This is a genomic window from Vibrio sp. OPT41 (assembly GCF_015163595.1).
Lineage (GTDB): Bacteria > Pseudomonadota > Gammaproteobacteria > Enterobacterales > Vibrionaceae > Vibrio > Vibrio alginolyticus.
Map to the genome: position 1 here is coordinate 92,535 of NZ_JADDYH010000054.1, position 24,175 is coordinate 116,709.

General features: G+C 43.1%; 27 protein-coding genes and 2 riboswitches. Of the genes, 3 read left to right on the top strand and 24 right to left on the bottom strand.

Going from position 1 to position 24,175, the window contains the following annotated elements:
- Positions 1-15: 15 nt before the first annotated feature.
- The 4 genes from IQP38_RS19280 to IQP38_RS19295 form a co-directional block, all read right to left on the bottom strand.
- Complete coding sequence (locus tag IQP38_RS19280; RefSeq protein WP_005373696.1) at positions 16-1,032, bottom strand: adenosine deaminase; 1,017 nt, start codon at positions 1,030-1,032, stop codon at positions 16-18.
- A gap of 89 nt (positions 1,033-1,121) precedes the next feature.
- Positions 1,122-1,221, bottom strand: a riboswitch (purine riboswitch).
- Positions 1,222-1,458: 237 nt separating this feature from the next.
- Positions 1,459-1,599 carry a PA3496 family putative envelope integrity protein gene (locus IQP38_RS19285; RefSeq protein WP_017633782.1) on the bottom strand — a complete coding sequence of 47 codons (141 nt, stop codon included), beginning with the start codon at positions 1,597-1,599 and terminating at the stop codon, positions 1,459-1,461.
- 50 nt (positions 1,600-1,649) lie between these two features.
- A complete protein-coding gene (locus IQP38_RS19290; RefSeq protein WP_005373692.1) occupies positions 1,650-1,859 on the bottom strand; it encodes a hypothetical protein in 210 nt (69 codons plus the stop codon).
- Between the two features lie 240 nt (positions 1,860-2,099).
- Positions 2,100-2,309: a cold-shock protein gene (locus IQP38_RS19295; protein WP_005373691.1), complete on the bottom strand. Its 210-nt coding sequence runs from the start codon at positions 2,307-2,309 to the stop codon at positions 2,100-2,102.
- Between the two features lie 401 nt (positions 2,310-2,710).
- Between IQP38_RS19295 and IQP38_RS19300 the strand changes: the two genes are divergently transcribed.
- Positions 2,711-3,559 (top strand): pirin family protein, encoded by an 849-nt coding sequence (locus IQP38_RS19300; RefSeq protein ID WP_064369375.1) that lies wholly within the window; start codon positions 2,711-2,713, stop codon positions 3,557-3,559.
- A 142-nt stretch (positions 3,560-3,701) separates the two neighbouring features.
- Here the strand turns inward: IQP38_RS19300 and IQP38_RS19305 are convergent, their stop codons facing one another.
- The 10 genes from IQP38_RS19305 to IQP38_RS19350 form a co-directional block, all read right to left on the bottom strand.
- Complete coding sequence (locus IQP38_RS19305; protein ID WP_053349290.1) at positions 3,702-4,550, bottom strand: patatin-like phospholipase family protein; 849 nt, start codon at positions 4,548-4,550, stop codon at positions 3,702-3,704.
- Positions 4,551-4,807: 257 nt separating this feature from the next.
- The gene (locus tag IQP38_RS19310; RefSeq protein ID WP_017635147.1) at positions 4,808-5,146 is read right to left on the bottom strand and encodes a hypothetical protein; all 339 of its coding nucleotides are present in this window, start codon (positions 5,144-5,146) and stop codon (positions 4,808-4,810) included.
- A 692-nt stretch (positions 5,147-5,838) separates the two neighbouring features.
- Entirely contained in the window at positions 5,839-6,270 is a 432-nt protein-coding gene (locus tag IQP38_RS19315) for a YccF domain-containing protein (RefSeq protein ID WP_005373685.1), read from the bottom strand.
- 218 nt (positions 6,271-6,488) lie between these two features.
- A complete protein-coding gene (locus tag IQP38_RS19320; RefSeq protein WP_193837918.1) occupies positions 6,489-7,421 on the bottom strand; it encodes a Gfo/Idh/MocA family protein in 933 nt (310 codons plus the stop codon).
- A 123-nt stretch (positions 7,422-7,544) separates the two neighbouring features.
- Entirely contained in the window at positions 7,545-9,200 is a 1,656-nt protein-coding gene (locus tag IQP38_RS19325) for a phosphoethanolamine transferase (protein ID WP_130546394.1), read from the bottom strand.
- Between the two features lie 21 nt (positions 9,201-9,221).
- The gene (locus IQP38_RS19330) at positions 9,222-9,578 is read right to left on the bottom strand and encodes a diacylglycerol kinase (protein WP_017635149.1); all 357 of its coding nucleotides are present in this window, start codon (positions 9,576-9,578) and stop codon (positions 9,222-9,224) included.
- 127 nt (positions 9,579-9,705) lie between these two features.
- Positions 9,706-10,098, bottom strand: coding sequence for a glycine zipper family protein (locus IQP38_RS19335; protein WP_005373677.1), 393 nt, complete (start codon positions 10,096-10,098; stop codon positions 9,706-9,708).
- Positions 10,099-10,217: 119 nt separating this feature from the next.
- Positions 10,218-11,516: an ATP-binding protein gene (locus tag IQP38_RS19340; RefSeq protein WP_005373675.1), complete on the bottom strand. Its 1,299-nt coding sequence runs from the start codon at positions 11,514-11,516 to the stop codon at positions 10,218-10,220.
- A complete protein-coding gene (locus tag IQP38_RS19345; RefSeq protein WP_005373673.1) occupies positions 11,516-12,229 on the bottom strand; it encodes a response regulator in 714 nt (237 codons plus the stop codon). Before IQP38_RS19345 ends, IQP38_RS19340 begins: the two co-directional genes overlap by 1 nt.
- A gap of 213 nt (positions 12,230-12,442) precedes the next feature.
- Entirely contained in the window at positions 12,443-12,739 is a 297-nt protein-coding gene (locus IQP38_RS19350) for an isoamylase early set domain-containing protein (protein ID WP_053349287.1), read from the bottom strand.
- Positions 12,740-13,017: 278 nt separating this feature from the next.
- Between IQP38_RS19350 and IQP38_RS19355 the strand changes: the two genes are divergently transcribed.
- Entirely contained in the window at positions 13,018-13,398 is a 381-nt protein-coding gene (locus tag IQP38_RS19355) for a hypothetical protein (RefSeq protein WP_005373669.1), read from the top strand.
- A gap of 83 nt (positions 13,399-13,481) precedes the next feature.
- Complete coding sequence (locus IQP38_RS19360) at positions 13,482-14,081, top strand: thiol:disulfide interchange protein DsbA/DsbL (protein WP_005373667.1); 600 nt, start codon at positions 13,482-13,484, stop codon at positions 14,079-14,081.
- 70 nt (positions 14,082-14,151) lie between these two features.
- Here IQP38_RS19360 and IQP38_RS19365 read toward each other — a convergent pair whose 3' ends face one another.
- The 10 genes from IQP38_RS19365 to codB form a co-directional block, all read right to left on the bottom strand.
- On the bottom strand, positions 14,152-14,397 hold the full coding sequence (locus IQP38_RS19365; protein ID WP_005373664.1) for a hypothetical protein: 246 nt from the start codon (positions 14,395-14,397) through the stop codon (positions 14,152-14,154).
- A 152-nt stretch (positions 14,398-14,549) separates the two neighbouring features.
- On the bottom strand, positions 14,550-14,993 hold the full coding sequence (locus tag IQP38_RS19370; protein WP_064376220.1) for a DUF3429 domain-containing protein: 444 nt from the start codon (positions 14,991-14,993) through the stop codon (positions 14,550-14,552).
- Positions 14,994-15,003: 10 nt separating this feature from the next.
- The gene (locus IQP38_RS19375; protein WP_033906358.1) at positions 15,004-15,549 is read right to left on the bottom strand and encodes a glutathione peroxidase; all 546 of its coding nucleotides are present in this window, start codon (positions 15,547-15,549) and stop codon (positions 15,004-15,006) included.
- Between the two features lie 105 nt (positions 15,550-15,654).
- The gene (ribB, locus tag IQP38_RS19380) at positions 15,655-16,311 is read right to left on the bottom strand and encodes a 3,4-dihydroxy-2-butanone-4-phosphate synthase (RefSeq protein ID WP_005373655.1); all 657 of its coding nucleotides are present in this window, start codon (positions 16,309-16,311) and stop codon (positions 15,655-15,657) included.
- 113 nt (positions 16,312-16,424) lie between these two features.
- A riboswitch (FMN riboswitch) is annotated at positions 16,425-16,565 on the bottom strand.
- Between the two features lie 104 nt (positions 16,566-16,669).
- Complete coding sequence (locus tag IQP38_RS19385; protein ID WP_005373653.1) at positions 16,670-17,287, bottom strand: hypothetical protein; 618 nt, start codon at positions 17,285-17,287, stop codon at positions 16,670-16,672.
- A 117-nt stretch (positions 17,288-17,404) separates the two neighbouring features.
- On the bottom strand, positions 17,405-19,258 hold the full coding sequence (locus tag IQP38_RS19390; protein WP_193837919.1) for an MFS transporter: 1,854 nt from the start codon (positions 19,256-19,258) through the stop codon (positions 17,405-17,407).
- 146 nt (positions 19,259-19,404) lie between these two features.
- The gene (locus tag IQP38_RS19395) at positions 19,405-20,163 is read right to left on the bottom strand and encodes a helix-turn-helix domain-containing protein (protein WP_193837920.1); all 759 of its coding nucleotides are present in this window, start codon (positions 20,161-20,163) and stop codon (positions 19,405-19,407) included.
- Positions 20,164-20,802, bottom strand: coding sequence for an HD domain-containing protein (locus IQP38_RS19400; protein WP_017819864.1), 639 nt, complete (start codon positions 20,800-20,802; stop codon positions 20,164-20,166). It abuts the gene before it with no gap.
- Positions 20,803-21,050: 248 nt separating this feature from the next.
- Positions 21,051-22,328, bottom strand: a complete 1,278-nt coding sequence (locus IQP38_RS19405) for a cytosine deaminase (RefSeq protein ID WP_104980493.1) — start codon at positions 22,326-22,328, stop codon at positions 21,051-21,053.
- A 9-nt stretch (positions 22,329-22,337) separates the two neighbouring features.
- Entirely contained in the window at positions 22,338-23,576 is a 1,239-nt protein-coding gene (codB, locus tag IQP38_RS19410) for a cytosine permease (protein ID WP_193837921.1), read from the bottom strand.
- Positions 23,577-24,175: the final 599 nt, after the last annotated feature.

The window sequence follows — 24,175 nt, forward strand, 5'->3', positions numbered from 1 at the left end:
GTGGCACTGATGCCTTTATTGCAACGCTTCGTGTTGGTTTACGTATTGGCTAACAAGGTGACGATATTTCGCCTTTAACTCGTTATCGATAAAGCTGGCATCAATCGCGTTCATTGTAAATTGAGCAAGTTCACTCTTACTCATTGGATGTGCGTTGTTGACGGCCAGAAAGTTATCCGTCATGTAGCCACCAAAGTACACAGGATCGTCTGAGTTAATCGTTACGGCGACACCTTTTCGTAGTAAATCCACAATATTGTGATCTTTCATATCGTCGAATACACATAGCTTAAGATTCGATAACGGACACACTGTCAGTGGCATTTGGCTTTCGATTAAGGATTCAACTAATGCTTCATCATCAACACAGCGAACACCGTGATCCACGCGGCTCACGTAAAGCATTTCAATTGCATCGCTAATATTTTGTGCGGGGCCTTCTTCACCTGCGTGAGCAACGGTAAGTAAGCCTTCTTCTACTGCTTGTTTAAATACGCGCTTGAATTTAGCTGGCGGATGACCTTGTTCTGAAGAATCTAGTCCAACACCAATGATCTTATCACGGTGTTTCAGAATAGCCTGTAGGGTCTCTATGGCACTCTCTTCTGAAAGGTGACGGAGAAAACACGCAATAATTTGTGAGGTAATGCCAAGTTTTTCGTGACCATCTTTTAGCGCGCGAGCGATTCCATTGATAACAGTGTCAAAGTCTATGCCGCGTTCTGTGTGTGTTTGAGGGTCAAAAAAGATTTCGGTATGAACAACGTTGTCTTCTTTACAGTGCAGTAAGTATTCCCAAGTGAGATCGTAAAAATCTTGCTCCGTACGCAGAACTCCCGCTCCTTGGTAATAGAGGTCGAGAAATGATTGTAAGTCAGTGAACTGATATGCGCTGCGTAGTTCACTCGGAGAAGAGTAAGGGATCTCGATGCCGTTTCGTTTTGCTAATTTGAATAAGAGTTCCGGCTCAAGTGAACCTTCGATATGTAAGTGCAGCTCTACTTTTGGAAGACCTTGAATAAATGCGTTCATATTCCACCTTATGTGTATTGTGGATGCAGTTACTCTAAGAATAGGTATAGATAGAAATAAATCGAACGCTATCACAAAGAGTAAGACCCACGATGATCTCAACTCTTCGTAATCAGCACTTTGCGGGAACTGGTAGAGACCCCCAAACCATATCATTGGGGTTATACGAAGCAAACGAGAGGGATTATACGCAAAAATATCGCTTTGGCTATACGCAAATAACCTAGCTGTCATTAGTCACGGGGTTTCCTGTGAGCGAAACGATTATTTGCAAGTCACTTGAGTATAGAGGAGCCAGTTGTTTTTGCGTGTGTGAGAGGCACGTGTAATTAGAAGAGTAGTCTAAAAGAGTGGAGATTCGTTTGAGCAAAGGTAGGTGGCGGTACCTTGCACAACGATAAAGGCAGAGAAAGCACTAGAGAGCATTTATAGATCGAATAACTTATCAAATTCTCTTTGTTCCATAATGTCTTCTATGCGGCGTCGAGTTTTCTGCTTTACCGCCGCCGCGTTTTGTTCAGACTCTTTTTTGTCTTTTTCTGACTGCTTCTTACTTTTTCTAGCCATTGGATACCTTCCAAATTAGTTGCATTATCCATTAATGCATGAAAACTGAATCAGTTAACAGTAAAACTTCCTAACTTTGAACCTGAATCACAGAGAATAGTTCCAGATTGCGTTTTCTCACAATATTCAAAATCGATCATGAAGCTATGAGAAAGAAGTTTCGGTAATACGTGCCTTCGTAAAATATCACCATTTAATTGATGTATTTTAGCGTTCCAAGAGGTTTGAGGTTGTTCTAAATTAAATTCAATTTCTAACATTTATTCTCCTGTTTTTTAGTGATTTTCTCTTTGTTAAGTAATTGATACCAATGCCTTTGACGGCCAGTTCTTTTTGAGGACATGATTTTTCCTATAAATAATAAATTAAGCAGTACTATTCAGTTTATTTTAGATAGCACAAAGCAATGCCTAAAATTAGGCTGAGTGATTGATGAAAGAATATTTTTGAAGGAGAGAGGTTTGGTGCAGCATGGGCATGCTACACCAAGAAAAGCAGTCTTATAGAGGAGTTACTTCAGTCGCTTGAGGACCTTTTTTACCTTGCTCTACATTGAAGCTTACTTTCTGACCTTCAGTCAGTGTTTTGAAACCGTCAGAAACGATAGCGTTAAAGTGTACGAATACATCTTGGCCGCCGTTGTCTTGAGATAGAAAACCGAAGCCTTTAGTTTCGTTAAACCATTTTACTGAACCAGTTACTTTAGACATAAAAATACCTTTGAATTAAACATTAAAATTATGATTTGTTTTGTGGATCTTTTCTAAGCTATTGAATGTTCAATCAAGAGGAAGTTGTACGCAGGTGTCTGAATTGGGGATTCAAGATTTTACTGAGAGGAAACTTAAACTAAATGTTGCATTAACAGCTCTCTTCTAAGAGCCAAGGCACACTATACACCTTGTTTAGAAAATAGCTACATTTATTTTAGATAAATTAAATGTGCTCATTATTAACTCGATAAATTGTATTGTTCGAAAAAGTTGAATAAGTAGAACGAATAGTATGGCTCATAATTTTAGCTCATCAACCTAAAATAGAACCTTATCGATAGCCATAGATTGAACATGCGATTTGCAAACGGTCACAAAGATAAACTAGGAGAACTAGTATGAGTACATTCAGAGAAATTCGTCAGCTTATTCCTGCGCAACCTACTGCTGATGGTGATGGAGTGAAAATTCGCCGTGTAGCGGGTTTCAATCATGCTAGCTTTTCTCCATTTTTGATGATGGATGAACTCAAATCAGAAGACCGCGCTGACTATATCGGCGGTTTCCCTCCGCATCCGCACCGCGGTATCGAGACGCTTACTTATATGTTGAAAGGTCATTTCCAGCATCGTGATCATATGGATAATGTTGGCGAGCTTCGTTCCGGTGGTGCACAGTGGATGGCGGCAGGAAGAGGCGTCATCCATAGCGAAATGCCTATTATGAAGGAAGGCGAACTGCATGGTTTCCAAATTTGGATTAACCAGCCTGCGAAAAATAAGATGCAGCCAGCTCAATATCATGACTTTCAACCTGAAACGATCACTGAGTTTGATACTCCGAATACGGGGGTTGTACGTTTGATTGCGGGTCATATGACTATAAACAACGAACGAATTCAGGGGCCGCTAACAGAGACAGGTGTTGCTGCCACGGTAGCCGATTGGAGAGCGATGGGTGGTCAAGCTTTGAATTTGAACACGGAGCAAGACAATAACATGATGCTCTATGTCTATAAAGGTCGTATTCAATTAAAAGGTCGTGAGATCAATCAAGGCGAAATGGCCATTTTATCGAAAGGTGAATGGGTTGAATTGCAGGCCGAAAAAGAGAGTGGTGCACTGATCTTTATTGGTGAGCCAATTAATGAACCCGTGGTGCATTATGGCCCTTTTGTCATGAATAGCATGGAAGAGATAGAACAAGCTATCCAAGACTACAACTCTGGGTTATTTGAAACTTACTAGTTTTGACAGCCTACTCGCTTTTTCAGTTAGCGAGCAAATTAAAACAGTTTTGAGCCTGAATATTGGGCTCGACCAGAAGCAAATACGATAATCCACTGCCATCGAATTTGCGTTAGCCACGTTTAATCCACGTGGCTTTTTTCTACTTCTGACTCCATCGTATGATGGCTTCCTTTCCTGCTTCAATTCCTAACTCATAAGCATGACGCAGTGGTGCTGGCGATCGACTCAGCCGTTTCAACTTGAATGTTTCAGGAGGACACACTTGAATGATTTCGATACCAGGTGGTGGGTTGTTGATCAGCGCTAAGGTCTGATTGTAGCGAACTTCACGTGTCAACATAGGTTCAATTAATCCGGGCGTTTCTTTCAACATCCTCCTAGTTAGGGCGCTGAATTTTCCTCTTGGCTTTTGATAGCTTGCGGGCTGACTGCGTAAAACCATAATCTTTTTGGCTCCTCGCTTTATTGCTTCTGCAACAGGAAGTGCGTCTGAGACGCCACCATCAACGTATTGAATTCCGTTCAGTGATACGCCATTTCGGTAAAGTACAGGCAGTGCGCTGCTGGCTTTCATTGTTTCTGCCAAGTTGTCGATATCAGGAAGGTGGTACTCCGCTTGCCCATTGTCTTGACGCGTCACGCCTAAAAAGAAAGGTCGTGAATCAGCTTTGAGCGCAGATTTATCGATGCCAAGTTCTTCGAGGGTGACATTCCACATCCAGTCTAAGTTCATCATATCACCACCACGTAGAAGTTGAGATGGAGAGATAAATTCTTTTCTTAAGCTGTAATCGAGGTAGATTTTTAAGTTACGTCCGGGCATTTTAGCTAAGTAGGCAGCCAAGTTGCTAGCACCCGCAGACACTCCCCAAAAGCTATCAAATGGAGAGAACTCGCTAGCAAGAAAATGATCGAGTATGCCGCATGAAAATACGCCTCGCATGGCTCCACCTTCGACAATCAATGCTCGAGAGCCTACTTTTTCCATCACTTCGCTCCACTCTTTATCAATCGGATAATAGCGTGCAGCTTAACGCATAATGGTTTTATACCCAAGTGGGCCAAAGGTCTAGGTTGCGTTCCTTTGAATAAAAAGGGCATCAACGGATGCCCTTGTCACTTTTAGCCTATGGAATTGCGGGTAATTGAGTCGCTAATTTAGTGAAGGAGACCGAGCCAATTAGCCCCCTTACATAGAGCCATACCTGTAGTCCCATACTGATCGTTGTTGGAATAGTTTGATGATCACTTGTTAAATAGGCATACAAACACTATCCAGAGCGTTGTAAGCAAAAGTAATGGGGTGAATACTTTCTGGATAGAAGCGCCATCAGTTAAATTGTAAATTTTGATGGATTCATTATAGAACGCTCGTTTGAATTCTTTGAAGCTAATGTCGCTCTTCGCATGCGACTGTTCATAGTGCTGGTGCGCAGCGTCCGATAGCTGGTATTCCAAGTCTTGGAGCTCGTACTCCTTGTTAAAAAACGCATCCCAAGCCGAAAGGCGGGCTATCGTTTTAGGAGATGGATCCCCATTTAGTTTCTCTAGACGTTTAGCATAAGCTGCTTGATATTTATCCACGGTATATTCCTGTCTGAATAGACGTTGAGTTAGAACATATGTAAAAAAGAAAAATAAGTAATAAAAGGTTTTTTACGTTCTATACCTGTGATAAATGCTAAAAATTTCAATGCTCTAGCACTCCGATGTCGCAAATGATATTGATGGAATTGCTCTGCGACAAATAAAATAATTACTCTAGATAACAACGAATTTTTGTTGTTTTTTTTAAAAACTGATCATGAGATTGAGTGGGGATTTTTACCGAGAAGAATTTCGCTACTGTAACTGTCTATATTTACTCAAAAAGAGAAAATCTTAGAAGCTTTCTTTGATTGATGTGAGATATTTTAGGTCGAAAAGCATTAATTTTGGCTATGCTTATAGTTCGTCTTTTTTGTTGTTGAACTCTACTTCGAGGGGGAAAGAACCCATATTTCGAGCATAGGATAGCTCGCTTTTTCGTTACGTCGTTCTTGGAGTTTGAATCAGTGACGACGCTATGAGTCTAGCATCTTGAACTCACTTGGGTGTATTGATTAATTATAAAAGTAAAGCAGTGCTGAGCTAGGATAAACTTCAACGTAAAGGTGACGGTATGAATATACAATCAGCCATTATTGAATATGCGATAGCGATTATAGGCTTACTTTTGACGGGCGTTACCCTCTGAGCATGACTGCCCAGAGGATAGAAAGCGCATTAGCTTTTTGCTAACGATTGATGTTGTATCGAGCCATTGCAGCTTCTTCTGACGATACAACCGTTTTACCAATTGGTGCGAGTGAAATAACCGCTAGCTTGAGGTGTTGGAGCGCAAACGGAATGCCGATTATGGTGACAAAGCATGCTGCTGCAGAAAGTACGTGACCGATAGCTAACCAAAGGCCTGCAAATACAAACCAAAGGACGTTACCAATAACGCCGAGCGGACTCGTGCCAATGTCCATTTCATTGGTCAATTCATCGCGTGAGATGGCCTCTTTACCGAATGGGAAAAAGGAAAAATTACCCATAACGATACACGCACGCCCCCAAGGTATTCCGATGATGCTAATAAAGGCCAAAATACCAAAAAACCACCATAGCAACCCCATAAATACGCCACCAAATACAAACCAAATGATGTTACCAAGTGTTCTCATTCTATTTCCTTTATTCTTGAATGTGATGATTCAGATACCTGAGAGCAGCGTAAAACAAATCTAAACCGTCTGTTTTGTCGATGTGTGCTTTTGTGCCCTCATTCACCTGATTGATAGAATAATCGCTGTAGTCTTAACAGAGAATGAATGCCTTCCCTAAGGCAAGTCTTTTTAGTATAGAGCGTAATACTCAATCAAGCATATAGCCAAGAATCGCATTATCTAGAGACAACTTTCTCGATATATTGACAAATTTGCTCTGCCAATCGATGGCTGGCAATGTTGCGTTTTACTACTTCATTAGCAATATTTCCAGACTCAACGACGCCAAACCAGTCGAGCAACATCGAATGGAAACCTTTACTCGTTAGCATTGGCGTCCAGTCTTTCAAATTGATTTTTTGCTCTTGGTTAGCTTGCCATAGTTTGCCTTCAACGAAGGAGTCGAACTCAACTGCCTTGTTTGCATAACAAGCTTGAACGCGCTCTGTAGTGATACCGAAGTGGCGATTCATCGAGGCGTGGAGCAAAGTATCTCCATGTTGCCACTGAATATCTAAACGCGCCAACTGACTACCTTCAAGTTGATGAGTTACATAAGCATCTTTTAGATCGGCTTTGGCTGTGACGTTAACGCTGTCTAATGGGTGAATAAAATCATCAAATATAAAGGTACGAACATCCCCCGGTAGTTGGTGACGGTTCTTTTCCCAGCGTAGCGACTTTAAGTCAGATATGTTGCCTTGCTGCACTTGTGGCATATGTTGGTTGTAAAGTGGAATGTGACGACGGTTAAAGCCCACATAGAGTGGCTGTCTCTCTTTTTCGGCAATGTCGTACAGCTTTTCTACGTCATCAGCACTATTCGCTAATGGTTTGTCGACAAAGGTTGGAATTCCATGCTGCAGAAAAAATGCCGCTATTAGAGGGTGTACGCTTGTTGCCGCATGAATCATGACGGCATCGACGCCAAAGTGCAGAAGTTGCTGGTAGTCTTGGCAGATCTCTGAGATTCGATACTGCTTAGCCAGGCTCTCAAGTGTGTTTGGGTTGCGGGTACAAAATACAAGTTCGATATTTGGAAGCTGAGTGATAACAGGAAGGTATGCTTTCTGAGCGATATCCCCTAGACCAATAATACCAATTTTCATCCTAGTCCTTATCTCGATGTATGGAGCGCGGACTGTCAGTATAACGCTTGGCGCGGCGATGAGTTTAAATACCTTGTTAGAAAAAGCCTGATTCACACTTTGAGCCAGGCTATATTGAATGATTTAGGAAACGGCTCGGCAGGCTTTGAATATATCTAACTTGCTATCGTAGGCTTGAGTTTGCACATCCATAATGCCTAATAAAGAGTGGAACACGTTATCATGTGAGTATTGGCCTGCATTCTGTGCTTGTTTATACAAACAGTCGGTATTGATCTGCTTCGCTTGTTTAAAGCCCGAAGACAGCCACATAATCAAAGGAACGCGTTTTTGGAAATCTGGTGCAAGGCCATAAGGCATACCATGTAAGAACAATCCGTTTTCGCCTAGTGACTCACCGTGATCCGATATGTAAATTAGCGCGGTATTATACTCAGACTCTAACGCTTTAAGTTTTTTGATGGTTTCTGCCAATACAAGATCGGTGTAGCGTATTGTATTGTCATATGTGTTCACTATTTGTTCGATGCTACAGTTTTCGATATCTGCACGTGGACAGTCTGGTTTAAAGAAGGCGTTGTCTCTTGGGTAACGCTGAAAGTAGGTCGGACCGTGGCTTCCTATAAGGTGCATGGCGACCACTCGGTTACCGTGCATATCCGCGACTTCCTGATCAAAATGATCTAATAGCGCCATGTCGTAACAAGTTTGGCCATTACACATAGGGCTTACTTGCTTTCGATCAACTTCGATTTTCTTGATCTTGTGGGCTACTTCTTTATCCCCACCGTCATTTTCTTTCCAAATGAGGTCAACCCCGGCGCGCTGCATTATATCGAGAGCATTGTCCTGGTTATCCGCTTTGGCGCGTTCAAACTCGTTTCGCGTGAGCTGTGAAAACATACAAGGCACAGATACAGCAGTCGCGGTGCCACAAGATGCGACGTCTTGAAATGAGATAACATCCAATTTACTAGTATAAGGGTTTGTCTCTCGTGTATAGCCATTGAGTTGGTAGTTCTGCGTTCGAGCGGTTTCTCCTACGACAAAAACCAGTAGTGTTGGTTTGCGCTGTGCTTGCTGTACGGCGCTATCTGACTGCTTTGCATCTGTGCCGATTTCTCGATATGGCTCTGGCGTGGTGAAATATTTCTCCTTCACATACCCGGTCGCGCTGTAAACGAACTGGGTGGGTATGATGATTTTTTTTAGGTGGCTATTGTTGCGCCCTACAGATGCGTAGTCTTGATAGTACACGCTGGCAATGACGGCGATGACAGCTAGCGACGACAGCATCGATACTAATTTGGTAACAGAGAAGTACAGTAATTGGTGACGTTGAGATTGCAGCTTGACCTTAAAGACAATTATCGCTGGGATAACTCCCATAATCAGCGTCCAAATTACAGAGTGAGCACTCAGGTAAGAACTCGCCTCGCTCGAATCGGTTTCAACAATATTGGCAATCATTCCAGAATCGAAAAGTGTGCCATAGTTATAGCTTGCGTAGCTCACCATACTTGAAACAATAATTAAAATTATAAAGAACGGCTTGCCGATCCAAGGCCAACTAAATAAATTAAAAAGGAAATTGAGCGCGGCAAGAAAGAAAATTGGTATTGTGATAATAAATCCAATTTTGACATTATCTAAGTGTGTAAAGATGCCGATCAGTTCTTTATAAATAGGGATATTTACGACGAGAGCGAAATACAGCGCCAACAGGAAAGTAAAGGTAACGTAAGAGATACCTCTCTGTTGTAAATCATGTGTCTTCATAATGAGTGTCTTGAATAAAAATTAGAGCAAGAACGAAGCCCAAATAAAAAGGGCAAGAGTTAACGCAACAAATACTGCTGCTGAGCCAATATCTTTGGCTCTACCACTGAGCTCGTGCCAGTCATCGCTAACACGGTCGACAACCGCTTCTACGGCGGAATTAATGAGTTCGACGATCAATACCAAGAACAGGCTACTGATCATCAGCACTCTTTCATATGTGGTGACAGGAAGGAAAAAAGCACAGACGGAAAGCACCAAGGCGAGAATCAATTCTTGTCTAAAAGCGGCTTCGTGTGTCCATGCGGCTTTCAATCCTTGAAATGAATAGCCGGTCGCATCCATGACACGGCGTATACCTGTTTTACCTGGCTTCAAAATATGACCTTACTATTTAAGCATTGGGATGGAACACATATCCCAGAGAGGTAACGAGATTAATCGTTACAGCGTGAAACATTTGTGAATAGAATCCATCGCGCGATAATTTAAGAAAAGTGCTTATTTAATCAAGATCGTAGACGGTATAGCCTTTGTTCTGGAGACATTTACGCAATACGAGAGATTGAGTTTTGGTTGAATCATTTGTTCCACTCAAAGCACCAGCTCCAGCTCCTACAGCACCGCCGGCAGCAGCACCGACAGCCGCTCCACCTAATCCGTCTTCTAGCGCACCAGCAGCTGCGCCGATCAATGCGCCTGTAACTGCCCCATTAGTGGCTTCAGATTTCGCTGCCTCTGATTTGTCGACATTTTCTGCATAGCCTTGGCAGTAAAGAAAGTCTTGTTCATATGTACTAGGGTCGACATTGGTCATGTCGACGACAGGTTTTTGGTTGTAGGCGCAAGCTGTAAGCGTAGAAGTAAGCGCCATAATCAGGATAAAAGATTTATACATGAGTACTATCCATTTAGTGTGTGAATCTTATGGATTAAATGTACACTGTTTTATTGTTGGGCTCTGTCGCTTGAGTGTATTGAAGTGTCGTCTTCTGTAAACGGGGTAGGAAGGTTAAGTTAACTGTCTGATTTTTTGAGGCTAAGTGTGAAGCAAGCTCCTCCAAGTGGGCTATGGCAAATCGAAACTTCTCCACGTTGAAGCTCCATTATCTGTCTGACAATCGCCAAACCGAGCCCAAACCCGCTCGTCTTTTTGTTGCGAGATTCATCCGCGCTGTAAAATGGTTCGAATAGATGAGGCCAATGCTTTTCTTCAATACCTATGCCATCATCATGAACATTGATGAAGCAGCGGTGCTGATCGTGTTTTATCTCTACTAAAATCTGCTTATCCGCGTACCGCATTGCATTGCGCAGCAAGTTATCTAAGGCTCGCTTTAACAATTTTGGGTCAGCAAACGCGAGAACGTTTTCTGAGTTTACTTCTTGAAGCGAGATAGCGAGCGTAGTCTCTTTTTGCCATCTCTGTCGTAATTCTTTGACTAAGTTGAATAGGACGACTTCTTCTTGAGTTTGTAATGCTGTGTCAGGACGCTCCATCTTTGCGTAGTAAAGCAATTCTTCAACCATTTCTTCCATCTCGTCAATGTCTTCGACGATACTGTAAACATACTTTTTCTGTTGTTCAGTTAAGGTTGAATCCGATAACAAATCTGCTTGCCATTGTAAGCGGAAGATTGGGGTACGCAATTCATGTGCAACGGCGTTAGTTAGCATTTTATTGCTAGTGATCAAGCGAGATACTTTATCGGCCATCGTGTTAAAGCTTTTGTTTAACGTCCCAACAGACTTAGCGCTTGAGGTACTAGCTCGAGCCTTGAAGTTACCTGAGGCAAACTCAACGGTCACTCTCTCTAGCTCTCGAATCCGACGGCTTAAGAACCAGATCAACAATATGCAATACAGAGCAAATCCAGCTAAAAAGAACAACCAAACGATATTGTCATCAAAGTTGGCAGCTTTAACCACAGGGCTATTCGGATTATCGCTCATTTTAAAGATAGGCGTGCTCGCATCTAGGCGGAACCAGATATCCCTTTCTTCATCGTAAGCGACGTTAACGGAGGTATCACTTTCAAACGCCTTTTTGATGTCTGTTGGAAGCTCTTCAAGCGTATGAGGCACCAACAAACGATGGCTTGATGTGGCAAATTGTTCCAACTGTTGTTGAGTATATTCTAATCCGTGTTCTTTATAGATAGGGTAGATCAGATCGTGAAAAGCTTGACCCTCATGCTCTTGTAATAGGTAGTCATAATCTGTGTTGATCTCATAAACTAAGAACTCGTATCCCCACAAGCTAGCCATAAACAGAATGATAAGGCCAACAAAGCTTTCCAGATAAATCCGTCTCATTATTCATTCCATGCATCAGGCATAAATAGGTAGCCTTTGCCGCGAACGGTAATGATTTTTTGTGGTGAGCAAGAAGCATCGCCTAGCTTCTTTCTCAGTGTCACTATGCGATTATCAATGGTGCGGTCTGTGCCATCGTATTCAATACCACGTAGTGTTTTGGTCAGCCACTCACGTGATAGTGTTTTTTCAGCATGCGTAGCAAGAACCCACAACAAATCGAACTCGCCGTCTGTCAGCGCAATTTCTTCTTGGTTCATTACGCACGATTTACGCAATCGGTTTAAACACAGAACACCAATTTGTAGGCCGTTTTCGGACTCGGTAGGCGCCGCCTCTTTTCTTCTTAATAGCATGCGAATACGAGCAAGTAATACGCGAGGTTTGATGGGTTTAGTAACAAAGTCATCTGCGCCTATTTCTAATGCGGCGACATGATCGAAGTCATCATCACTTGCTGTTAGCATCAACACTTTGCCTTTGTAGCATTCTCGGATTTGACGACATACACTCAGACCATCTTGCCCGGGTAGCATCAAATCTAACAGCACCACGTCTGGTTGTGTGTCAATAATCGCATTGGGTGCGTCCGTCCCATTGTCGATACATTTGACCTGAAAACCTTGTTCAACAAAATACTCACCCAACATAGTTTGTAATTTGGGATCGTCTTCCACAATGATTAGAGATGGTTTGATTTGTTGTGCGTTCATTTAAGTGATGTATACAATATTTAATATCAATGGAACTTAAACAAATTTACGAATTATTTCAAATAAAGCTTTCTCAGAATAAGGTTATCGGATGAGTTAATTGGATAAAATTGCCAATTAATGATTTAAATCTAATCACCAATCACATTTCGAGAGATGTAAAAAGGCGCAACGTTTGCGCCTAGGTATGGAATCTTAAAGCGAAATTACCGCTTATTCGGTGGTACATACGACGCTGTTGTCGCTGCCAAATGCATTTGGAACGTAAGCATCAGCTTGTGGGTCATTTTCCCACTTCGCGTCATCGAGCAAGTAACGGAACTGAACATTCCGCGCTTTAGGTAAGCGGGTTTTAAATTTAAACTGACGACTTTTCTTCACTAATTTCATCGGTTCTGGCTGCCAGTTGTTGAAGTCTCCAGCAATTTGGACAGAGTCCCACTGATCTTTATCTAGCTCGAACGTGACTTCGACTTCATCTTTTGTCTTAAAGAATCTTTTTTTAAGCATTGATCTTTCCTTGTTCGTACAAAAACTGTTCTAACTATTACTCGTGTTTCATAATGATTTCAAGTTTTATCGAATTGTTGCTGGTATCTGATGAGGGGAGTATCCGAACGGTGAATAGCTCGTTGTGCTGGTTTCGTGTACTGAGGGAGCGTTAGAGAGAAAATTCACTAGCCTAAAATAGTCAAAGAACAGAGTTTGTTAGCGAGCCGAGAGTCCGTATCTTGAAGTCAAACCGTTATCATGTATTATCTTAAATCACCATTTTCCTTGATGTAGCTATGTTGAAGTTTAACCGTACATTGTTGACTGCGATAGTTTGCTTAGTTGCTATGCTTTTGAGTAGTGTCGCTCCTGTGGCGCAGGCTTCCGCTCCGATGAAAACAATTGAAGTACGCGATCTTATTGTTCAACAGGCTGCTCTGCACAAACAACTTGGCGTCAATGACGACTGCGTAGAATCACATCACGATGAGTCAGCCATCAATAAGGCACAACAATCTCACACGAGTTGTAGCTCTTCCTGCATGGTCAAAATTCCCGCCAACTTATCTCAAAACGACTTACTGCTTCTTCCTTATAGCCTTGCCTTGATTGATAGGCCTCTAGTCGAAAAAGTAGTGACAGTGATCACCAAGCTTTATCGTCCTCCGATTGTTTAATTCCTCATCTCAAATTACTTGGGGTTTACCCCTTTTTACCAAATGAAATGATTTGGCATTTGAATGCCACAAGGAAATAAACAATGAAAAAACTACTTGCCTTATGTAGTGCACTTTTACTGACTTTTACCGCTCATGCAGCGCAATTTGAAGAAGGGAAGCACTACAAAGTTCTGGATGTAAAGAAAGCATCGAAACCTGTTGTGACGGAATTCTTTTCTTTTTATTGCCCACATTGCTACAAGTTTGAGTCGCTTATTGAGCGTTTAAAACCTGCTCTGCCAAAAGAGGCAAAGTTTGAAAAGGTGCATGTGGGGTTCATGGGCGGAGATATGGCGATTCCGATGGCCAAGTCCTACGCGACGATGGTGTCGCTTGGGGTTGAAGATACAATGATTCCTGCCATGTTTGCCCAAATTCATCAAAAGCGACAAGCGCCAAAAGACGAAGCTGAGCTGAAACAACTCTTCGTTGATAATGGCGTAGAAGGTAAGAAGTTTGATGCGGCGTACAACAGTTTCGCCGTAAACTCAATGCAGAAAGGTTTTGATAAGCAATTCTCTGCTAGCACGTTAAGAGGGGTTCCGGGTGTGGTTGTGAACAATAAATACATTGTTTTGGCCAACGAAATTCGTACTTACGACGAGTACAATCAATTAGTTAATTACTTATTGACGCTGTAACTGTAAATAGCATTGATGCTTAAAAATGGCGACGGTAGAGTCGCCATTTTTTATGCTTATCACACTCGTATTATCTAAGAACGCTTGTACATGCTTGAGTCGGAACACTAGTCATAAATATGGCATGCGGATAAAACAAGCTAGCAGCAGTGATTGCAACATTACATGGCTGAGCAATCGTGGTTTTAATCACATTGGTAAGCACGGCACCTGTATTATTTACTGTTTGAGCGGCGGCTTGTTGTGCCTGGTAAGACACGCAACCTGTCGTTGCATTGATCATCGCAGTGCTAAACAAAAGTTTGCGAAAAAACATATTCATATCCTTTGTGAATGCTTTGAATTACTTATATGTGGATTGATTCATAAATGAAACAAAACAGTGTTCAAAATATGTGTGCATTCACGAAATGAACATTGTTTTATAAAAAGACGTTTTTTTGTGATCTTAGTACTGGACAGACCAGGTTATGAAACTAAAGCCAATCCGTGCATTACGATTACGCCGAAGGTCAGTTTGCTCCTCATTCCTTGATATCCCTTGGGCTCGGCGTCTTGTTCGACTTTCCTCACGAGCTTTTCTGCATACCAAACAGCAAGATACCCAATTGCTAAGAGTAGGGTAGCGACCGCGTAATGTTTGTGGCCCTGCAGTAATGCGCCCCAAGCCAGTAAGACAAAAAGGTTGCTGAGAATTAATACATTTCGGCTAAGGCGGTGGTAGTAATGCTCAATGCCATTACCCCAAAGGATGCCAGATAAAAAACTTAATATAACGGCGCTATATGCGATGAAAAATTTCTGACCACTTAAATTGAAGAGTGAGATGTCAGTGAAAATCAGCCCTAAACTAAACACAAATGGAACCAGGCCTAAGTAACCGAGTTGTAGCATGGTTGAGCGTGTTGTCATGGTCGTCACCTTACAATTGTTGCTCTATCATATTGGTAAGCGTAGTACTTGTCGGTGATGTGGAGCTTGGAAAAGTAGCAATAACTTTACCTTCAGAGCTAATCAGAAACTTGTAGAAGTTCCATTTTGGTTTTATGCCTGCTTGGTTAGTAATTTGGTTGAAGACTGGGTTCGCATCTACACCTAATACTGAAGAGCGAGCCATCATTGGAAAGGTTACCCCGTAATCGAGATAACAGACTTTCGCAGTGTTTGTTTCGCTTCCTCTATCTTGTCGAAAGTCATTGCTCGGGAAACCGATAACGGTGAAGTTTTGGTCTTTGTAAGTTTGATAGAGGGTTTCTAACTGTTCGAACTGAGGAGTGAAGCCGCACTGGCTTGCTGTATTGACGACTAGTAGTGTCTTTCCCTTAAAGCTTTCGCATAGATCGACTTCTTCCGTTGAGTTTAACAACCTTTGCTTACCTTGAAGAATATCAGGGCACTCAGATGCAAGAGCAAGCGAATTCATGGAGAGAAAGCTAACGAGAGCGGCGAGTTTCAGTAATCCTTTCATGGTGTTGTTCCCCTTGTTTTCAATAAGTATAACTACTCAAGTGCAAAGAGGATCGATCAAAAAAGCCGCACAAATGCGCGGCTTTTTTCAAGAGCTGAGATCTGACTATGCCAGTTTCAACTCGAACTGGTTCAGGTACATTACCATGTCTTCAATCGTCAGTACCGGCATGTTGTGCAGGCGACCGAATGCTACGATCTCCGGTGCCTTTGCCATCGTGCCATCTGGATTGGTCACTTCACACAGTACGCCAGCGGGTTGAAGCCCTGCCATTTGCATCAGATCAATCGTACCTTCTGTGTGACCACGGCGAGTCATTACACCACCTGGACGTGCGCGCAGAGGGAATACGTGACCCGGGCGAGCAAGATCTTCCGGTTTTGCGTGCGGGTTTGCCGCCGTTTTAATGGTCGTTACGCGGTCTGCTGCTGAAACACCCGTTGTTACACCAACTTTCGCTTCAATAGAAACCGTAAATGCGGTTTGGTTTGCGCTGTTGTTGTTTACCACCATTGGAGGCAGTTCCAGTTTGTCTGCTTGAGCATCTGTTAAGCACAAACAAACGATGCCGCTACATTCGCGGATCATCAATGCCATTTGCTCGTTAGTGAGGTGCTCGACTGAATAAATGATATCGCCTTCGTTTTCGCGATCTTCATCATCAAGAAGCAGTACGCCACGGCCTTCTTTTAAAGCGATAAGTGCGTTTTCAACGCGAGTAATTGGGTCGCCGAATTCGGCAAGTAGTGATGACTGATTCATGGTTAACTCCTAAATTTCACCAGAATCAGGGCGGTATGAGAGATCGCCGTAAAATACGATCAAAAAGAAGTGCACCAGCATTCTTAGCGATCTGACTCGCTATGCTGGTGTATTCTTATTCTCTTTCATCCGGACTATAACCGTCGGCTCTGGCATCTCACCAGATCTGCTGACCTCGACGAATCGAGCGCTCGCGGGCTCACTTGAAAAAGTATACCGCCGGTGGGGAATTTCGCCCCGCCCTGAGAACAATTAAAAATGTACCACTTCATCCAAGTTGTGAAGAAGTGGAGCTAGGATAGTACTGCGAACTGAATAGCTTGGAAAGTCGATTCCATCTGTATGATGGAAAAGTGTGCTATCGACGGAAATAATCTGTGCGAATAAAGTGATCAATCTGCTGCGGCACGAAGGTGTTGTAAATCAGGCTCGTATGCGTTTGCTTCACTTCGATATGATCTTGCATACCGTCCAGTCTTGTCTCTTCTACGGTAACGGTACCGTCCGACATGGTGTTGTCATTACGGATCAACAATGGGCGAGCGCCAATCGGCATCGTTCCTGCGATACTGCCGAGTTTTTGAGGGAAATCCCAGGCGTCATCATGTTTGTTTAATCCGTGGTGTGGCGAATTGCCTAAAATTGCACCCAATCCGAGATCTTGAATTCGACCTACAATGGACGCGCCTTTAAGAGGCGAACCGATAGCGACAACATGAGAGATTAAGTTAGTGCTCGGTTTTCTGTTGGCGAGATAGCGCTTAATCATCAAGCCCCCCAAGCTGTGTCCCACGAGCACGTTTGTGGTCAGTGGATTAAGCGAATGATCAATAGAATCAAACAGTGAAGACTCATCGATAGCAACAGTGTTATAGCTGAGTACTTGCGTTTCGTATCCGAGTTTTCTCAGCTTTTGGCTAAGAGGCTGCATGACCAGCCCATGCATATAAAGACCATGTAAGATGATGATTTTCATAATACCTCCTAGATTTATGACGTCGTAGATATCCTACTCTAATTGACAAGAAACTACTTGTGCTTTGTGGTGCATATTTACGTTTTGCTGCAAAGTTTGACTGCTGTAGCAAGCGACTCAGCCCAGTAAATCCTGTACTTGTTGTTGCAATTGATGACGATTTAAAGACGCAGGACTTAACACTTCACCGATAACAACATCCACTTTTGACCAAAAACGAGTCGGTCGTTTTGTGAGAGCATGTCCGCCTTTATGGCTGAAAAAAGAACCCCAAAGCCCTTTTAACGCCATAGGGATGACAGGAACAGGGTTACGTTCAAGGATTTTCTCTACACCAGGGCGAAACTCACCCAATTGACCGTTAGACGTTAAACGACCCTCAGGGAAGATACAGACAACCTCACCGTCGTAAAGTGCTTGTTCAATCTCCTCAAATGCTCGTCGGTAAGTGTCGGCACACTTACGTGGAGAACAGATCGGGATAACACCGGCATGAAGGAATACATATTTAAGAACAGGTAGCTCGCTGATGGACTTGTCCATCACAAAACGAACCGGGCGAGTAGAGGTTCCCATCAAAATCAATGCATCGACATAGCTAACATGGTTAGCCACGATTAACGCAGCACCTTGTTCAGGAATATGTTGGCGCCCCTTTACTGACACACGATACATACAATGGCTGAGTAAATAACTGATAAAGCGTTGTGTAAATTCCGGTACTTGGCGATAGACATAGATCGCCACGAAAAAATTACTTATTGCCATCATGGTAAACAGTTCCACAATAGAAAGCTCTAGTACGCTGAGTACAACGATCGAAACCAAAGCAGACACCACCATAAACAACGCATTCATGATGTTGTTAGCAGCAATGGCACGTGCACACTCCCCTTTGTTTGAACGCGATTGGATGAACGCATAAAGAGGAACAATAAAGACACCGCCGCTTACACCAACAAGGAACAGGTCAATCATGACGCGCAGATGTTTGGATTCAGCAACGAAGCTTTGCACATCATAAAAGTGCACCGGAAGTGATAGATAACTTGGGACTGCCCATAGCAAGTCGACGCCAAAGACTGTCAGACCAAGGATACCGAATGGCAAAATACCAAGCTCAACGTGGTTGAAAGAAAGTTTTTCACACAACCAAGAGCCTGTCGCGATACCAATCGAAAACAATGCCAACAGTAAAGAAACGACAGTGCTATCTGCGAACAAATGTTCGCGTGCGAAGTTAGGGAATTGAGTTAGGTAAGTCGCACCCATGAACCAGAACCAACTGATGGCAAGAATAGACATCCAGATGCCTCTCTGTTTTTTTGCCACTTTTAACGTGTTCTTTAAACCAGAAATCGGTTCAAATTTCGCTTTGTCATTCGATTGGCTAGGCATCGTTGGAATATTCACGCTGCTCATGAACCCAAGCAAAGACAAGGCAATCACGGTACAAGAAGCAATCAAGGTACCATTAGGAATGGCTAGCAGCAGGCCTGCGCTAAGCGTACCTATAAGAATCGAAAGAAACGTGCCCATTTCAACCCAAGCATTTCCTTTAACAAGCTCATTTGGTTTGAGCGCTTGTGGTAACAAGGCGTATTTCACGGGACCAAAATAGGCCGATTGAGTGCCTGTCATAAACAGCAGAACCAGCATCAGCATGGCACTTTGGGTGGCAATAGCGGTTGCTGCGCAAGACATGATAGCTAGTTCGATGAGCTTTAGACGTCGGATTAATTTGGCTTTGTCCATGCTGTCAGCGACGGCACCAGCATGCGCTGAGAATAGAAAGAAAGGTAGGATGAATAAGCCTGCCGCCAAATTAACGAATAGATTGACAGATATTGGTAGGTTATCAATTTGGCTGTATGTCACCATCAATAACAGAACGTTTTTGTAGATGTTGTCATTGAGTGCGCCAAGGCATTGCGTCACAAAGTAAGGAAAAAAGCGTTTTGAGAAAAACATGCTGGCTCCGATTAAACAAAGTCGAATGAGATGGGAGCACTTTATGCTCAATGAACGATTAAACCAGCTTTCTCTTTCAAGTGACGTTGTATGCCACCAAAAGTAACGAAATTCGTTACTTTCATTTCCATTCGTTTATTGAGTTACTAACTCCGAGACTTCTGAGCAGGTTTTCTTTCCCATGGTTCAAACAAAGGGAACGTCCAACGACGCATCGCAATAATCAGAGAGGTGCCGTGCTTTTCGTCCATATCGAGAGAGCTATCATTTTGGCAAGCCTGATAAAACTCATCGATGACCTTTTGCAGTTTCTGTTGTAGCTTCTTGTTGCTTGGTACACTCATCAGTCCTGTTGCCATGGAGAACTTTTCATCTTCACCAGAAAAGTAGCTTTGGAAAAAGGCGTCTTGAACTTGCTGTTGGAAGAACCGTTGAATAGGGCCGCCCATCTGCCACTTAAATGTCGGAGATATACGCAAACGAATTTTGTTATTTGGCTGCAAGTCGATGATGTTCAGACGATCCAAATGAGTAAGCTTTTGCACCAGTTCAAACTCATTGAAGGTGTATTGCTGAACGATTTGCTCAAACTGATAGCCATTTACAACACAGATTGCCACGAGTAGCAGGGCTTTATCATCAACCAACTGCTTTTCTTGCTCTAACGTTAGCGACTCCAGACCTTTATTGTGCGCAGCCGCGAGCTTAAATAGTTCCGCCATTTCTAAACCAATCAATTGGCAAATGCGTTCTAAGCGTTCAAGACTAATGTGTTGACCTTCAGCGAGTAAACGTTTGACGCTTCCTTCACTTAAATCAAGGTGTTGTGCAACATCGGCATAATGCAGCCCAGCTAACTTTAGTTGGCGTTTAAGCTCTTTAATTAACGTATAGCTCTCTGACATTTACGCTGTTACCTCGTCGTGTAACTGCTCTAGGTACGTTTGCATAAAGGTTTTGCGTTTTTGCGCTTCGCGTCTTGCTGACTCTGTGTTCATGGTTTCAGCGATTTTGAATAACTTGGTTTGAAAGTGATCCAGAGTGAATTGTTTATCGTTAAGTTCACGTTCTTCGGCAAATATATCGCTGTCGTTGTAAAGTTGCGCGTTAAATTGAGTGCTGACTTGAATGCATCGCGTCACGCCAATTGCGCCTAAAGCGTCCAGACGGTCGGCATCTTGGACGATTTTAGCTTCCAACGTATTTGGCCTGATGTTTGCGCTAAAGCTGTGTGCCTCTATCGCATGAGCAATGGCATCATGATATTGCTGCGGATAATCGATACTCTCTAAAAATGCGACCGCTTTTTTGGCTGCGATGATTGAGCTCTCTTTGCGATTTGGGTGATCTTTCGGGTAAGTAAAGCAATCATGCAAATAGGCAGCCGGTAATACAATCGCGATGTCTGCATTTTCTTCTTTGCAGAGCTGTTTCGCTGTTTTGACCACGCGTTTTACGTGTTTAAGATCATGAGCTGCATCTACTTGCATCTCTTGCTGCATAAATTCCAAAAATTGCGGTTCTATCTGGCTTAATGACGTCATGGTTCATATCTACAACTAAAATGAAGTCAGAAGTATGCCCAACGCTTAGAATAATTTCCAAGTGCGATGGTGTAATTGAGATTCAGCCACCAGAACCTTGTGCAACGTTTGGTACTCAGCCGTTTTATATGGCCTTTCAATGTGTTCAGTGGTTTATGAGACAAGAATAGACAGAGCGAGCAGTGATGTTTACCAGTAGAAAAAAGGCCTGACGATGTCGTCAGGCCTTTTTCGTTTCGCCGATCTTTTTAGCGTTTGAACGTTACTTGCTCTGCTTGTTCAAGATGAATATGAGTTGTCGCAGGCTGTGTTTCTGCAATCACTTTACCGTGACGAACAGAGTAACGAACCGGCACTTGGCGACGTACTGCGTCAAAACCATTTTCTGCGGGAAGAATCAGTAAACTACCAGGTTTGCCTTCTTCAATGCCGTGCTTATCTTGAATGTTCAGTGTACGTGCTGAATTGGTGCTGATCAGATCCAGTGAGTTGTTGATTTGGTCGTAACCCATCACCTGGCACACGTGCAGACCCATATGCAGCACTTGCAGCATGTTTGCAGTGCCTAGTGGGTACCAAGGGTCAAATACATCATCGTGTCCAAAGCAGACGTTGATGTTGGCATTCAGCATCTCTTTCACTCGTGTTACGCCGCGACGTTTTGGGTAATCATCAAAACGGCCTTGTAAGTGAATGTTCACCAATGGATTTGCCACGAAGTTGATACCGGACATGCGTAATAAACGGAACAGGCGAGATGCGTATGCACCGTTGTAGGAACCCATCGCTGTGGTGTGACTGGCCGTGACTTTATTCCCCATATCAAACTTGTGCGCTAATGCTGCCAGTGTTTCAACGAACCGAGATTGTTCGTCATCGATTTCATCACAATGCACGTCGATCAGGCGGTCGTATTTTTTCGCTAACTCGAATACGTAGTGCAGCGATTCAATGCCATATTCGCGTGTGAATTCAAAGTGTGGAATCGCGCCAATCACGTCCGCACCTAATTTGACGGCTTCTTCCAGCAGCTCTTTGCCATTTGGGTAAGAGAGAATTCCTTCCTGCGGGAAGGCGACGATTTGGATATCTACCCATTCTTTCATCTCTTCACGCACTTCTACCATCGCTTTTAGGGCAATTAGGGTAGGGTCTGAAACATCGACGTGGGTACGAACGTGTTGTACGCCGTTTGCTATCTGCCATTTTAAGGTTTGTTTTGCGCGCGCTTTCACGTCTTCAATCGACAGCATTTCTTTGCGCTCAGCCCAACGTTCAATACCCTCAAACAATGTGCCAGAGATGTTCCAGCTTGGCTCACCTGCGGTTTGAGTTGTATCTAAGTGAATGTGTGGCTCGCAGAAAGGCGCAACCGCCATACCGCCTTCAGCATCGATGATGTCACCGTTATGACTAAGCTCCACATCGTTGCTTTCAATGCGCTTGAATTGACCATCTTCAATCAAAATTTGCTGCAGACCTTCTTGTCCTTTTAGCGTTACGTTTTTGATCAGTAGTGTTGTCATGATGGTTCCTTACGCTGGCTGTGTAGCCAGTGCTTTTTTGTTGAGAACAGGATTAAGAATCAGGAAGCTAATTGCGCCGCCAAGTACAGCGTTAATCGGCACTACGCCAGGCAGGAAGTGTCCCGCACCAACGCCAATCACGACAGCGATAATGCCAGCCCAGTTAATGTTTTGGAATTGGGCGGCTTCAAAGTTTGCGTAGCGTTTACGGTTCGTGAAGAAGTCAGCGATGATCACACCGCCAATCGGTGGAATTGCCAAAGATAAGAAGGTCAGCCAGCCAACAAAGTTATTGTAGAGCCAGAGAGCGCAAAGTGTGCCAACAAGACCGTTCGCCATTGAGATGTATTTACTTGGTAAGCCTGTGATGTTGGAAAATCCAAGACCCGATGCGTAGAGCGCGTTGTCGTTGGTCGTCCAGATGTTCAAGCCAAGAACGATGATAGCTGGAATAAGAAGACCTTGCGCGATCATCACTTCAGAGATGTCTGATTGACCCGTCACCGACGCACCTGCCGCGCCAAAGATAAACATTAACGAGTTACCGATGAAAAATGCCACCATGGTGATCATCACGGCGCTGCGCGGCTTTTTACCAAAGCGTACGAAATCCGCCGTTAATGTACCAGCACTGACAAAAGAGCCGACAACCATCGCGAGAGCTATTGAAAAATCGAGTGGCTCGGTTGGTTGAACCTGTTGTAGTTCGCTTATACCGCCAACACTATTTACTGCCTCGATGACAGAGTAGCCGCCAAGTAGCGCAATGGCAGGAACGGCAATTGCTGACAACACCATCAGTGCGGAGATGCCAAAGTAAACGGTCGCGGTCATGAGCAAACCGGAGACAAGGATCAAAGTATTGGTATCGATGCCCGTTGCTTTGTGCACCGGAATCGCAAACATCGCGACACCAACTCCAAACCACCCAACTTGAGTACCGCCAAGAAGAGCAGAAGGAAGCCAAGAGCCTGTAGAACCAAAAGAGAAACGAGCAAGAAGGTGAGTAGAGAGACCAGTAGAAGCGCCGATGTAACCGAGGAAAGAAGTGTAAATACCGAGGATTAGGTTACCGATGAGAACAGCGAGGAAAAAATCATTAAAGGAGAGCCCAGTACCGAGAGAACCCCCAGTCCACATACTTGCGGAGAAAAAAGTGAGTCCTAACATCACCATTGTAAGTGACGCCACGCCTTTTCTGGCCGTGTTAGGAACTGGTCCAAGACTGTAGTTATTGTCTCCAGCCATTATTACCTCCGCACATTGAAATATTAAATTATAGCACCTGATTTTCAGGCAAACGGCGCGTATTATCGTGATGTAAATTTAATAGTCAATGATAAAATTGCAATTTAAACGTTTGCTTTGTTTTTGATGTGTGTTTTTTCTTTTAATAACAATGGTTTGATTTTTAAATTCTAAAGGTGGAAATTTTGATTTTACGTATTTTCTATGATTTATAGACAGGTTTTATATGTGAAATGAATGTTTTGAATTGCTATTTGTTTTTATGGATTAAATTTATCTATAACTCTGGATTGTTCAGTCGATTTCTATGAAAAGAAAACGATTTCATGATGAGGTTTTTGGTTTGGACGTTATTTGTTCTTTTCTTGGGTGTGTTTTCTTGGTTTTATTTTATGTAGGTGATTTATTTTTGTTGAAGCTGGCATTTCTAATGGTTTAGTGGGCGAATATTTGAATTTTATAAACAGTAAACAATCTGTTGTGGGTAAGAAAAGTACAACCGAGCTCGGTCAGAGGATAAGAGGGCAATAGCCACATAAAAAAATAGCCAACCGCAAAGAGTGCGATTGGCTTATATACATGTGAACAAAATCAAGTTC